A 12791-nucleotide genomic window follows, 5' to 3' on the forward strand; every position below is an offset into this window, starting at 1 on the left:
GTGGCGCTGATCAGCGCCACACGCGGGTCATCGACCAGCGCTTCACCAGCGTCACGGCCACCGATGATCACTTGGCACAGGTTTGCCGGGGCATCAGTGAAATTCTTCACCACGCGGTCGAACAGCGCCTGACAGGCCAGCGCCGTCAGCGGGGTTTTCTCCGACGGTTTCCATACCACCGGGTTGCCGCAGACCAATGCCAGCGTGGTGTTCCACGCCCACACGGCGACCGGGAAGTTGAAGGCACTGATCACGCCGACCACGCCCAGCGGATGCCAGGTTTCACGCATGTGGTGACCCGGGCGCTCGGAGGCGATGGTCAAACCGTACAACTGACGGGACAGGCCGACGGCGAAGTCGCAGATGTCGATCATCTCCTGCACTTCGCCCAAACCTTCCTGGGTGATCTTGCCCGCTTCCCACGACACCAGCTCGCCGAGGTCAGCCTTGTATTCGCGCAACACTTCGCCGAACTGGCGCACCAGCTCACCACGACGCGGGGCCGGCACCTTGCGCCATTGCTCGAACGCATGATCTGCGCGACTGATGTGCTGCTCGACTTCGGCCGGGCCTTCCCAGTTCACCGCGGCGATGCGGCTGCCATCGATGGGCGAATGCACCGGCACTTTGCCGTTCTGGTACAGGGCCGGGTTCACACCAAGACGATCAAGCAATGCGGCAACCATGGGTCACTCCTCAAGCGAAAAACTGAATGTGTGCGGCCGAATGTTCACGACCGGGCAGGCCTTTAGTTGTAGCGTCAGTAGGGCGAGGCAACAAACGACCTTTACGCGAGATATCATTCCGTTTATTCATGCTGCGCAGAGAAAGACAAGAAAAAGGGATCACCCATGCTGAATAAACGCCACCTGCCATCGATCACCGCGTTGCAGTGCTTCGAGGCCGTCACCCGGCACCTGAGTTTTACCCGGGCCGCCGAGGAACTGAACCTGACCCAGAGCGCTGTCAGCAAGCAAGTGGCGCAGCTTGAGGAATTGTTGCAGCACTTGTTGTTCCGCCGGGTGCGTCGACGCTTGCAGATGACCCCGGCCGGGGATTTGTACCTGGTGGAAGTCCGAAAAATTCTGACGCAGGTGGAAATGTCGACGCATTACCTGCGTTCCTACGGCGGCGAGACCGAGGTCCTGCGCGTTTCTACGCCCTCGACCTTCGGCGCCCGCTGGCTGGTGCCGCGCCTGAAGGGTTGGCGTCTGCGCCATCCATCGATCCATCTCGACTTGTGCAACGAGCAGGAGGCGGACGACTTGCTGCAAGGGCGCAGCGATCTGGCGTTCTATTTCGGCCAGGGTTCACGCCCTGGTACCGAATGCCTGAAGCTGTTCGGCGAAGAGCTGGTGCCGGTGTGCGCGCCGGGCAGCCTGCCGGATCAGCCATTCACCGACCCGACGCAACTGACCGATCTGGTGCTGCTGCAAAACGCCTCGCGCCCGCAGGCCTGGCACGACTGGTTCGACAGTCAGGGCTACCACACCGAACACAGCTACCACGGGCCGCGTTTCGAAACCTTTTATATGTGTATTCGTGCGGCACAAGTCGGCTGCGGCGTGGCGCTGCTGCCCCGGTTTCTGGTGGAAGAGGAATTGGCCGACGGCAAACTGGTCATTCCCTGGCAGCATGCAATGCCCAGTTCCGACGCTTATTACCTGGCCTACCCGGAACATGCGGCGGAAGTGCCGAAGGTCCGTGATTTTGTGAAATGGATGCTGGAGCAGATTGATAACCCTGCTGCGTAACCAAGGCACGGTTGTTATCTCTGTGGCGAGGGAGCTTGCTCCCGCCCGGCGGCGCAGCCGTCGTAAGGCCACAGACGCGTTGTAACTGCCATTACCCGGATATCGACATCGGGGCGTCTTCGCCACCCAGCGGGAGCAAGCACCCTCGCCACGGTTGCCTTCATTCAGCGCAAAAATCGCTGGCAATCCCCACCGCTGATATGCGCCACTAGCACCATTGTTTGATACCGCGCCGCGCGCGGTGCACCTGGAGACCCCGTTTATGAGCGAGAGTGTGTTTGCCGATCGCATCGTGCAGAACCTGCTCGACACCGACTTCTACAAACTGACGATGATGCAGGCGGTGCTGCACAACTACCCCAACGTCGAAGTCGAATGGGAGTTTCGTTGCCGTAACAGCGAGGATCTGCGGCCGTATCTGGCCGAGATCCGCTATCAGATCGAGCGCCTGGCCGAACTGAGCCTGAGCGCCGACCAGTTGAGTTTTCTCGAACGAATCAGTTTTCTGAAACCGGATTTCCTGCGCTTTCTCGGGCTGTTCCGCTTCAACCTGCGCTATCTGCACACCGGGATCGAAAACGGCGAGCTGTTCATCCGCCTGCGCGGTCCGTGGCTGCATGTGATTCTGTATGAAGTGCCGCTGCTGGCGATCGTCAGCGAAGTGCGCAACCGCTATCGCTGCCGGGAAATCGAGCTGGTCCAGGCGCGTGAACAGCTGTATCGCAAGTTCGACTGGCTCAGCGCCAATGCCTCGGCCGACGAACTGGCGCAGTTGCAGGTCGCCGATTTCGGCACCCGCCGGCGCTTCTCCTACCGCGTGCAGGAAGAAGTGGTGAACGTGCTCAAGCACGATTTCCCCGGGCGCTTCGTCGGCACCAGCAACGTGCACCTGTCCCGGGAACTGGACATGAAACCGCTGGGCACCATGGCCCACGAATGGATCATGGCCCACCAGCAACTCGGCCCACGGCTGATCGACAGCCAGATCGCCGCGCTCGATTGCTGGGTGCGCGAGTACCGCGGCTTGCTGGGGATCGCCCTCACCGACTGCATCACCACCGACGCGTTCCTCGGCGACTTCGATCTGTTCTTCGCCAAGCTCTTCGATGGTCTGCGCCACGACTCCGGGGATCCGGTGCAGTGGGGCGAAAAATGCATCGCCCACTATCACAAGCTCGGCATCGACCCGATGAGCAAGACCCTGGTGTTCTCCGACAGCCTGACCCTGCCCAAGTCGCTGGAGATCTTCCGCGCACTGCACGGGCGGATCAACGTCAGCTTTGGCATCGGCACCAACCTGACCTGTGACATTCCGGGTGTCGAACCGATGAGCATCGTGCTTAAAATGACCGCCTGCAACGGCCAGCCGGTGGCGAAGATCTCCGACGAGCCAGGCAAGACCCACTGCAAAGACCCGAATTTCGTCGCCTATTTGCGACACGTTTTCCAGGTTCCTGCCGATTCCAGTCTATCTAGCAAGGAGTGAATTCATGCAAGCCGTACAGCGTGAGATTGCTGAACAGCTCAAGGTCCAACCGCCGTTCGCTGACCACAAGGCTCTGCAAGCCGAAGTCGCCCGGCGCATTACCTTCATTCAGGATTGCCTGGTCAATTCCGGGCTCAAGACCCTGGTGCTGGGCATCAGCGGCGGCGTCGACTCGCTGACCGCCGGCCTGTTGGCCCAGCGCGCCATGCGTGAACTGCGCGAGCGTACCGGCGACGACAGCTACAAGTTCATCGCCGTACGCCTGCCGTACGAAACCCAGTTCGATGAGCACGACGCGCAGGCCTCGGTGGACTTCATCGCTCCGGACGAGCGCCACACCGTCAACATCGGCCCGGCGGTGAAGTCGCTGGCCAGTGAAGTCGCGGCGTTCGAAGGCAAGCACGCGGTGTCGGTGGATTTCGTACTGGGTAACACCAAGGCGCGGATGCGCATGGTCGCCCAGTACACCATCGCCGGCGCGGCCCACGGTCTGGTGATCGGCACCGACCACGCGGCGGAAGCGGTCATGGGTTTCTTCACCAAGTTTGGTGACGGCGCCTGCGACCTCGCCCCGCTCAGCGGTCTGGTGAAAAACCAGGTCCGGGCGATTGCCCGCAGCTTCGGCGCGCCGGAGTCGCTGGTGGAGAAAGTGCCAACGGCGGATCTGGAAGACCTCTCGCCGGGCAAACCGGACGAAGCGTCCCACGGCGTGACCTACGCCGAAATCGATGCCTTCCTGCACGGCGAACCGGTGCGTCAGGAAGCGTTCGACATCATCGTCAACACGTACAACAAGACCCATCACAAGCGCGTCATGCCGTTCGCGCCGTAAGTTGTGCTGGAACCTGTGGGAGCTGTCGAGTGAAACGAGGCTGCGCCTGCAGAAACGAAAAAAGCGTCCCGAGGGACGCTTTTTTTGTGCCTGAAACAATTACTTCACAGCAATGGTGCCTTTCATCATCGAGATGTGGCCCGGGAACGAGCAGAAGAAGCCGTAGTCAGTCCCGGCGGCCAGCTTCGATACGTCGATGGTCAGCGTGTCTTTCTCGCCGGCACCGATGATCTTGGTGTGAGCGATAACGCGCTCGTCGCCGTCTTTCAGGTAGTTCTTGTCGATGCCAGCGGCCAGGCCGTCAGTGGCGATCGGCTGCATGTCTGCGGTTTTGCTGACGACCAGGTTATGGCCCATGACGTTCTTCGGCAGGCTGCCGGAGTGGGTCAGCTCGACGGTGAAAGTCTTGCAGCTCTTGTCGATCACGATCTCCTTGGTGTTGAAGGACATCTGGTCGGTGGAATCAACGGTGGTTTTGCACTCGGCAGCCATCAATTGGCTGCTGGCCAGCGCCAGCAGGGATACCGCAACAACTTTGGAAAACATGGTGAATCTCCAAGGCAGGGTTAACAAAACACGAATGGTTGGAAGACTGCCTGAAATCTTCGCAAGTTCCTATGACTTGAGTCAAAAATTGTATACAACTTTCAGGCTATGACACTCATCGAAACAATCTACCGGCCAGATTCCACGGCCGGCCCTATGATCAGGCCATCTCACTGAACTGAAACGGAGTGCCTGTCATGATCTTTAACGGCCTGTTGTGCAGCTTGCTCGCCGCCTACGCCTGCGGTGCCAGCGGCACCTGCGAAACACCGAAACGCGAAGTCTAGCCCTTGGATCGAGGCCTGCCAGCCATTACCCTGTGACGGATTGACCCAGGAGGAAGGCATGTCTCTCAAATCCGTTTGTGTGTTTTGCGGCGCCAACGCCGGTACTGATCCGGCTTACACCGAAGCCGCCAAAGCCCTTGGCCGCGCCTTGGCCGAGCGCCAGTTGACCCTGGTCTACGGCGGTGGCGCCGTGGGTTTGATGGGGCTGGTCGCCGACGCCGCACTGGCCGCCGGCGGTGAAGTGATCGGGATCATTCCCCAAAGCCTGATGGACAAGGAAATCGGCCACAAAAGCCTGACCCGCCTCGAAGTGGTCGACGGCATGCACGCCCGCAAGGCGCGCATGGCCGAATTGAGCGACGCGTTCATCGCATTGCCCGGTGGCCTCGGTACGCTGGAAGAGTTGTTCGAAGTCTGGACCTGGGGCCAGCTCGGCTACCACGGCAAGCCGCTGGGCCTGCTGGAAGTGAACGGTTTTTACAACAAACTCACCGCTTTTCTCGACCATATCGTCGGCGAAGGCTTCGTTCGCGCGCCACACCGTGACATGCTGCAAGTGAGCGAATCGCCACAAACCCTGCTCGACGCCCTCGATCAGTGGAAGCCGACCGTCACCCCCAAGTGGGTCGACCAAAAACCCGGTTAACCCCCGGGCACCGATACAGGGCAGAATACGCGCCGCTCAACCTCACCTTCGACCCCAGAGGATCGCCCATGGCCAAACCCAATTACTCCTTCGCCAAACGTCAACGAGACCTGGAAAAGGAAAAGAAGAAAGAGGAAAAGCTTCAGCGCAAGAAACAGATGGCTGAAGAAGCGGCACTGAACCCTGACGGTGAAGTGGCGACTGACAACGATGATGATGTTGAAGCACCGAAAGATCAGGCGCCCGACGCCTGAGCTGATTGCTGATTCGCTCCCTGAGGGAGCGATCTGTGGCGAGGGAGCTTGCTCCCGCTGGGTTGCGCAGCGACCCCAAATAGTTTTGCGACTGCTTCGCAGCCGAGCGGGAGCAAGCTCCCTCGCCACAAAAGCTCCTCACGCTCGAGTTGTCTTCAGTCCAGTGGCATGACGGTGACCCGTACTTCCGGATCGTGAGAACCGCCCCCCAGAATCACCCCCCGCAACGGCGACACATCGGAAAAGTCCCGGCCCCAGGCCAGGGTGATGTGCTCCAGTGCCGGCTGCACATTGTTCGTCGGATCAAAATCCACCCAGCCCAATACCGGGCAAAACACCGAAACCCAGGCATGCGACGCATCGGCGCCGATCAACCGTGGCTGTCCCGGCGGTGGCTGGGTCAGCAGATAGCCGCTGACATAGCGCGCCGCCAGTCCCCGCGAACGTACGCAGGCGAGCATCAGGTGGGCGAAGTCCTGACACACACCGCGCCGGCGCTCCAGCACTTCCACCAGTGGCGTCGCCACCTGCGTGGCCTCGGCATCGAAGGTGAACTCGCTGAAAATCTTCTGCATCAGCGCTTGCACGCCGAGCATCAGCGGCTGCCCTGGCGGGAAGCAGCTTTCCGAGAACTCGACGAAGCTGCGTTTCAGATGCACGTAGGGTGACTGAAAGCGATATCGACAGGCTTCGAGCATCTGGGCAGTCAACGGCTGGCTGCTGTAAGTCAGCGCATTGCGCGTCTGCTCCCACGCCGGGGACAGATTGAAGTCAGCCAGCGGTCGCGCCAGCACCTCAACCGTGAGCCGGGCGTTGACCTGCAACTCGTCGTGCGGTCGCTCGAAGGCCAGGCGAGTCAGCGGGTTGCCGAAGACATCGAGTTCATCACGCCGGCTCGTCGGCTCCGGACTGATCAGCAATTGCTGTTCGGTGCAGCGCTGCCATATGCACTCACGAGGCCACAGGTGCGCCAATTGCTGCGCCAGCGACACCGGACTGTCGTAGTGATAACAGGTGTCGTGGAAAATCTGGTAATGCGCGCTCATCAGACGGACACCGTACGCTGGCTGAAATCATCGACATGGGCAAAGTGGCGCAGCGCCAGGCGATCCGAGACTTGCCCGCTGGCCTCGGCAATCTCTTGCAGCAAGTCAGCCAAACCATCGAGTGCCGCACGCACGCTGGATTCGCCGAACAGCGAGTTTTCCAGACAGCCCAGATCAAAACGTGCCAGACGCTCGACCAGTTGCTGCAGTCCGGCCTCGCGGGGCACGCCGAAATCATCGTTCAGGCGCTTCAGCGTGCGGGTCACCAGTTTCAGCTGGAACAACACCGCATGCGGGTTCTGTTCGTCGAGCAGCAGCAAGTCGAGCACCGGAATCAACTGCGCCACCGCCAGATAACGCGACCGGTAAGTGATGCTGCTGTTGCCCAGCTCCAGCAGCCACTCCAGCCCCGCCTGATCGAACGCGGCGCTACCGCGCAGGAACGCGGCGAGGCTGCTGCTGAGAAACTGCAGACGCTCGATGCGCCGGCCAATCATCAAGAAGCGCCAGCCTTCGTCGCGCGTCATGTCATCCAGGGCGAACCCGGACAGCGCCGCCAGCGACATCACCAGACGGTTGAGAAAATCCAGCAGCTCGCCGAAGTCCGGCGCGTCGGTGTCCAGCTCCATGGCTTCGCGCTGTAACTCGACCAAGGCCTGCCAGTTCTCCCGCGAGAGTTTGCCGCGCACCTGCGAAGCGGCCCACTGCAAGCGCTGCAGGTTGGAACGCAGGCTGAACGACCAGTCCTCGCCGAGCAGCGCCGCCAGCAGACGCTCCGGCAGCTCGCCCTCCTCCGGCAGCAGCATCAGGCGTTCGCCCAGCTCGACCGCCGCCTGCAAGGCTTGCGGATCGTCACCGTCGACATAACGCGCAAGCATGATTCGCAGCAATCGCGCACTGTCGTCGCAACGCTCGCAATAACGACCGAACCAGAACAGGTTCTCCACTACCCGCGACGGCAAGTAGGGATCACGACGCACCAGATCGTGCACGCCGACGTTGCGCTGAGTCTTCCACTGTTCGCCGCTGGGCGGACGATCCCCCAGCACCCAAGTGTCTTTGCTCGCTCCGCCACGTTGCATCGACACCACTTCGGCATCGGCATCGGCGGCGACCCGGGTCAGGCCACCGGGCAGCACGCGATAACCCTCCCGGCTCGCCACGGCGTACACGCGCATGCCGATGGCCCGCGGTTGCAACTGGCCGTCCTCGGCCTGCCAGATCGGCGCCTGAGACAGCTGCGCCAGTTCCTGCGCCACGTAGGCATAGGGCCGGGCCTGCATACGCTCGGCGAGCGCCTGACGCTGTTGTTCGCTCAGATCCCGGCCGAACACCGGGGCAAAACTTTGTGAGGGGAACGCCGGCTTGATCAGCAGCTCCGGCAACTTCTCCAGCGCCTGCGCCAGCACCGGCGCCTCGCCGCACCACCAGGTGGCGATGGACGGCAGGATCAGCTCTTCGCCGAACAGGTATTGATTGATCTTTGGCAGGAACCCGAGCAATCCGGGCGACTCCAGCACGCCGCTGCCCAGGGCGTTGGCCACCAGCACCCGGCCCTGCCGCACCGCCTCCAGCAAGCCGGGCACACCAAGTGCCGAATCGGTGCGCAGCTCCAGCGGATCGCAGAAGTCATCGTCGAGCCGGCGCATGATCGCGTGCACCCGGCGCAGGCCGCTGAGGGTTTTCAGGTACACCGTGGCATCGCGCACCGTCAGGTCGCCGCCCTCCACCAGTGGATAACCGAGCTGACGCGCCAGATACAGGTGTTCGAAATAGCTTTCGTTGAAACGCCCTGGCGTGAGCAGCACCACCAGCGGCGCGTCGTCATCACAGGGTGCTTGGCGCGCGAGGGTTTCCTGCAGGGTGCGGAAGAATCCGGCCAGATGCTGCACCTTCAGATCACGGTACAACTCGGGAAACGCCCGCGAAACAATGGTGCGGTTTTCCAGCGCATAACCCGCGCCCGACGGCGCCTGAGTACGATCCGCCGTGACCCACCAGCGCCCGTCCGGGGTGCGTGCCAGATCCACGGCGTACAGATGCAGAAAGGCCCCTTCAGGCGGTGCAATGCCCTGACAGGGCCAGAGAAAATTGTTGTGGCCGAACACCAGTTCCGCCGGCAACAGCCCTTCGCTGATCAACCGCTGCGGGCCGTACAGATCCGCCAGCACCGCATTGAGCAGGCGTGCACGCTGGGCGATCCCGGCTGACAACTGCTGCCACTCATCGGCGGCAATCACATGCGGCAGCAGATCCAGCTCCCACGGCCGGTCAGCGCCCTTGGGGTCGGCATAGACGTTATAGGTGACGCCGTTTTCCTGAATCTGCCGCGCCAGCAATGCCTGACGCTGCACCAGTTGCGTCGGGCTGCTGCGCTGTAACTGATCGAACAGTCGCCGCCAGTGCGCGCGCACTTCCCCACTGTCATCCAGCAGTTCGTGATAAGTGCCCGCGGTGCGCGGGTAGCGGTCTAGCAGGTCAGGCATGGAAAGCTCGGCAGACAGCAAGGAACGGTCAGACTAACGCAGGCACATGACGTGCGGATATACGAAAAATCCGCATGTCGTGCAGGACTTAGAAACGTCGCAAATCGAGCGTCATCGGCAGCTCGTCGGAGATTGTCAGGTCAGGTATCGGAAGTTTCCCCGGCGTGTGTCCGATGCGGAAAAACCGCGCCATGCGCCGGCTCTCCGCTTCGTTGGCATTGACCGGCAACGTCTCGTAGTTGCGCCCGCCCGGGTGCGCCACGTGGTACTGACAGCCGCCCAGGGAGCGCTGCATCCAGGTGTCGAGCAGGTCAAACACCAGCGGCGCGTGCACCGGGATGGTCGGTTGCAGGCAGTTGGCCGGTTGCCAGGCCCGAAAGCGCACGCCGGCCACAAACTCGCCGATGCGCCCGGTCGGCTGCAGCGGCACCGGAATGCCGTTGCAAGTCAGCAGATAACGCTGCGGCGGCAGCCCACTGAGCTTGATCTGCAGCCGTTCCAGCGACGAATCGACATAACGCACCGTGCCACCCGCCGTACCCTCCTCGCCCAACACATGCCAAGGCTCCAGCGCCTGACGCAGTTCCAGCTCGATGCCGTTGACCGCGTAATCGCCGACCTTGGGAAAGCGGAATTCCAGATGCGCGGCGAACCACTCGGCGCGCACTGGATAACCGGCATTGTTGAGTTCGACGATGACGTCGGCGAAGTCCTGCTCGATGAAATGCGGCAGCATGAAGCGGTCGTGCAGTTCAGTCCCCCAGCGCGCCAGTTTCGGCGGCGCATACGGCTCGCGCCAGAATCGCGCAACCAGTGCGCGCAGCAACAGCTGCTGGGCCAGACTCATGCGCGCGTGGGGCGGCATTTCAAAGGCGCGCAGCTCGAGCAGACCAAGGCGCCCGGTGGGGCCGTCCGGCGAATACAGTTTGTCGATGCAGAATTCGGCGCGGTGAGTGTTACCGGTGACGTCGATCAGCAGATTGCGCAGCAGTCGATCCACCAGCCACGGCGGGCATTCTTCGCCCGCGTCCGGCATCTGCGCGAAAGCGATTTCCAGTTCGTACAAGGCGTCGTTGCGCGCTTCGTCGACCCGTGGCGCCTGCGAGGTCGGGCCGATGAACAAGCCGGAAAACAGATAGGACAACGACGGATGGTTGTGCCAGTAGCTGATCAGGCTGCGCAGCAGATCCGGGCGGCGCAGGAACGGCGAATCCGCCGGGGTCGCGCCGCCGAGGACGAAATGGTTGCCGCCGCCGGTGCCAGTGTGGCGCCCGTCGATCATGAATTTTTCCGTGGTCAGGCGGGTTTGCCGCGCCTCTTCATAGAGAAACTCGGTGCGCTCGACCAATTCGTCCCAAGTTGCCGATGGCTGCACGTTGACCTCGATCACGCCCGGATCCGGGGTGATGCGGAAGTTGCTCAGGCGCGGATCACTCGGCGGTTCATAACCTTCCAGCAGCACCGGGCAATGCAGTTCTTCGGCAGTGGCTTCGATGGCGGCCACCAGTTCCAGATAATCCTCGACCCGCTCCAGCGGTGGCATGAACAGATACAGACGCCCCTCGCGCGCCTCGGCGCAGAACGCGGTGCGGGTCAGCCAGTCGGCGGACTCGTCGATTTTCGGTGGGCGTTCGTCGGCAGATGCTGACTGGCCATGGCTGTTGAGCTGCGTCGCGTCCGGCAGCGGCGGGAACTCCTGATTCGGATCGTTGGGATGAATGAACGGGTACTCGGCGGCCTTCACCCACGGTTGTGAACCGAGCGGCAAGCGATAGCCCAGCGGCGAATCCCCCGGCACCAGCCGGCAATGCTCGTCGCGTAGATACCAGCGCCCGCTCTGCCACTGATCGCCCTTGGCGGTGCGCGCCAGCGGCAGCACCTGACCAATCATTTTATCCAGGCCCTGACTGAAGACTTTGCGCAGACGCGCGCGCTCCAGCGGCTCCTCCAGCCGGGAGTCTTCGGCGCTGACGTTGCTCGGCAGCGCCCCCTCACGCCAGAGGTAGTAGAAATTGTCTTCGTAGGCCGGAAACACAAAGCGCGCAGGCACTTTCAGCCGCTCGGCGACACTCGCCAGAAAGCGCCCGGCCAGCGCACCGTCGGCGCCGTAATCCTGCTGTTCGTCGGCGATCAACGCGTTGTTGTGCCAGATCGGCACGCCGTCGCGACGCCAATAGCAGTTGAGCGACCAGCGCGGCAACTGCTCGCCCGGGTACCACTTGCCCTGACCGAAATGCACCAGGCCTTTCGGCGCGTAGTGTTTGCGCATGCGCTGGAACAGTTCGGCAGACAGCCGGCGTTTGTCCGGGCCCAGCGCCGCCGTGTTCCACTCGGCGCCGTCCGGGTCGTCGATGGAGACGAAAGTCGGCTCGCCGCCCATGGTCAGGCGCACATCGTCTTTCAGCAGATCGGCGTCGATCTGCCGGCCCAGCGCTTGAATCGCCAGCCACTGCTCGTCGGTGTAGGGCTTGGTAACCCGTGGCGCTTCCCAGATCCGTTCCACCGACATTTCGTGGCTGAACTGGCACTCGCACGGTTCGACCAAGCCACTGATCGGTGCTGCCGAGGACGGATCGGGGCTGCAGGCCAGCGGGATATGCCCTTCACCGGCGAACAAGCCGGAGGTGGCGTCCAGGCCGATCCAGCCTGCGCCGGGCAAGTACACCTCGCACCAGGCATGCAGGTCGGTGAAATCGACGTCAGTGCCGGACGGGCCGTCGAGGCTTTTCACGTCGGCAGTGAGTTGAATCAGGTAACCGGAAACAAACCGCGCGGCCAGCCCGAGGTTACGCAGCAGCTGCACCAGCAGCCATGCCGAGTCGCGGCAGGAACCGCACGCGTGCTCGAGGGTGTGCTCCGGGGTTTGCACGCCCGGCTCCATGCGGATCAGGTAGCGGATGTCTTCACTGAGACGCTGGTTGAGCATCACCAGGAAATCCACTGCCGGCAGCGGCGTGCGGTCGATGGCGTCCAGATAAGCTTTGAAGACCGGCGTCAGCGGCAGGGTTTCGAGGTACGGCGCCAGCTCCTTGCGCTCATCGGCGGCGTAGGCGAAGGGGATTTTTTCGGCGTAGGGCTCGAGGAAGAAGTCGAACGGGTTGAACACGGCCATCTCGGCCAGCAGATCGACCTCGATGCGCAACTCGTCGGTCTTCTCGGGGAACACCAGCCGCGCAAGGTAGTTACCCTGGGGATCCTGCTGCCAGTTGATGAAATGCTGCTCGGGCGAGACCTTCAGCGCATACGAGAGAATCCGCGTGCGGCTGTGGGCGGCCGGGCGCAGGCGAACGATCTGCGGGCCGAGTTCGACAGCGCGGTCGTAGCGGTAATGCGTGACGTGATGCAATGCGACATGAATCGACACGGCGTGCCTCCTGCGAGCCTAAGCGTATTCGAAAGCGCGCAAGACTTATGCCATGCAGAGGCTTGGGCGCTTTCCCCGAATGCTCAGGGC

At 62.2% G+C, this 12791-nt stretch carries 10 protein-coding genes; 5 read left to right on the top strand and 5 right to left on the bottom strand.

Going from position 1 to position 12791, the window contains the following annotated elements:
* The coding region (locus tag J5M57_RS21050) for an aldehyde dehydrogenase family protein (protein ID WP_207871995.1) at positions 1–686 on the bottom strand (686 nt) is incomplete at its 3' end.
* A 165-nt stretch (positions 687–851) separates the two neighbouring features.
* Between J5M57_RS21050 and J5M57_RS21055 the strand changes: the two genes are divergently transcribed.
* The 3 genes from J5M57_RS21055 to nadE all read left to right on the top strand — a co-directional run bounded on the left by J5M57_RS21055 (position 852) and on the right by nadE (position 4072).
* Positions 852–1754 (top strand): LysR family transcriptional regulator, encoded by a 903-nt coding sequence (locus tag J5M57_RS21055; RefSeq protein WP_064585724.1) that lies wholly within the window; start codon positions 852–854, stop codon positions 1752–1754.
* A 262-nt stretch (positions 1755–2016) separates the two neighbouring features.
* Positions 2017–3240 carry a nicotinate phosphoribosyltransferase gene (gene pncB / locus J5M57_RS21060; RefSeq protein ID WP_207849112.1) on the top strand — a complete coding sequence of 408 codons (1224 nt, stop codon included), beginning with the start codon at positions 2017–2019 and terminating at the stop codon, positions 3238–3240.
* Between the two features lie 4 nt (positions 3241–3244).
* Complete coding sequence (gene nadE, locus J5M57_RS21065) at positions 3245–4072, top strand: ammonia-dependent NAD(+) synthetase (RefSeq protein ID WP_207849113.1); 828 nt, start codon at positions 3245–3247, stop codon at positions 4070–4072.
* A gap of 99 nt (positions 4073–4171) precedes the next feature.
* On the opposite strand, the gene azu is transcribed toward nadE, so the two are convergent.
* A complete protein-coding gene (azu, locus tag J5M57_RS21070) occupies positions 4172–4618 on the bottom strand; it encodes an azurin (RefSeq protein WP_025111837.1) in 447 nt (148 codons plus the stop codon).
* A gap of 345 nt (positions 4619–4963) precedes the next feature.
* On the opposite strand from azu, the gene J5M57_RS21075 reads away from it, so the two are divergent.
* Together J5M57_RS21075 and J5M57_RS21080 are read left to right on the top strand one after the other, a co-directional pair.
* On the top strand, positions 4964–5551 hold the full coding sequence (locus J5M57_RS21075; protein WP_064585721.1) for a TIGR00730 family Rossman fold protein: 588 nt from the start codon (positions 4964–4966) through the stop codon (positions 5549–5551).
* A gap of 68 nt (positions 5552–5619) precedes the next feature.
* Entirely contained in the window at positions 5620–5805 is a 186-nt protein-coding gene (locus J5M57_RS21080) for a hypothetical protein (protein ID WP_083367169.1), read from the top strand.
* A gap of 155 nt (positions 5806–5960) precedes the next feature.
* Here the strand turns inward: J5M57_RS21080 and J5M57_RS21085 are convergent, their stop codons facing one another.
* From J5M57_RS21085 to J5M57_RS21095, 3 genes are all read right to left on the bottom strand, one after another.
* A complete protein-coding gene (locus J5M57_RS21085) occupies positions 5961–6851 on the bottom strand; it encodes a transglutaminase family protein (RefSeq protein WP_207849114.1) in 891 nt (296 codons plus the stop codon).
* Complete coding sequence (locus tag J5M57_RS21090; protein ID WP_207849115.1) at positions 6851–9337, bottom strand: circularly permuted type 2 ATP-grasp protein; 2487 nt, start codon at positions 9335–9337, stop codon at positions 6851–6853. Before J5M57_RS21090 ends, J5M57_RS21085 begins: the two co-directional genes overlap by 1 nt.
* A gap of 88 nt (positions 9338–9425) precedes the next feature.
* On the bottom strand, positions 9426–12701 hold the full coding sequence (locus tag J5M57_RS21095) for a transglutaminase family protein (RefSeq protein ID WP_207849116.1): 3276 nt from the start codon (positions 12699–12701) through the stop codon (positions 9426–9428).
* Positions 12702–12791 lie beyond the last annotated feature (90 nt).

Origin of the sequence: Pseudomonas sp. 86_A (assembly GCF_017491705.1) — a bacterium.
Taxonomy (GTDB): domain Bacteria; phylum Pseudomonadota; class Gammaproteobacteria; order Pseudomonadales; family Pseudomonadaceae; genus Aquipseudomonas; species Aquipseudomonas koreensis.

Coding starts and splice junctions, on each gene's coding strand:
- J5M57_RS21055 (WP_064585724.1), top strand. CDS start 852: ATGCTGAATAAACGCCACCTGCCATCGATCACCGCGTTGCAGTGCTTC.
- pncB (WP_207849112.1), top strand. CDS start 2,017: ATGAGCGAGAGTGTGTTTGCCGATCGCATCGTGCAGAACCTGCTCGAC.
- nadE (WP_207849113.1), top strand. CDS start 3,245: ATGCAAGCCGTACAGCGTGAGATTGCTGAACAGCTCAAGGTCCAACCG.
- azu (WP_025111837.1), bottom strand. CDS start 4,618: ATGTTTTCCAAAGTTGTTGCGGTATCCCTGCTGGCGCTGGCCAGCAGC.
- J5M57_RS21075 (WP_064585721.1), top strand. CDS start 4,964: ATGTCTCTCAAATCCGTTTGTGTGTTTTGCGGCGCCAACGCCGGTACT.
- J5M57_RS21080 (WP_083367169.1), top strand. CDS start 5,620: ATGGCCAAACCCAATTACTCCTTCGCCAAACGTCAACGAGACCTGGAA.
- J5M57_RS21085 (WP_207849114.1), bottom strand. CDS start 6,851: ATGAGCGCGCATTACCAGATTTTCCACGACACCTGTTATCACTACGAC.
- J5M57_RS21090 (WP_207849115.1), bottom strand. CDS start 9,337: ATGCCTGACCTGCTAGACCGCTACCCGCGCACCGCGGGCACTTATCAC.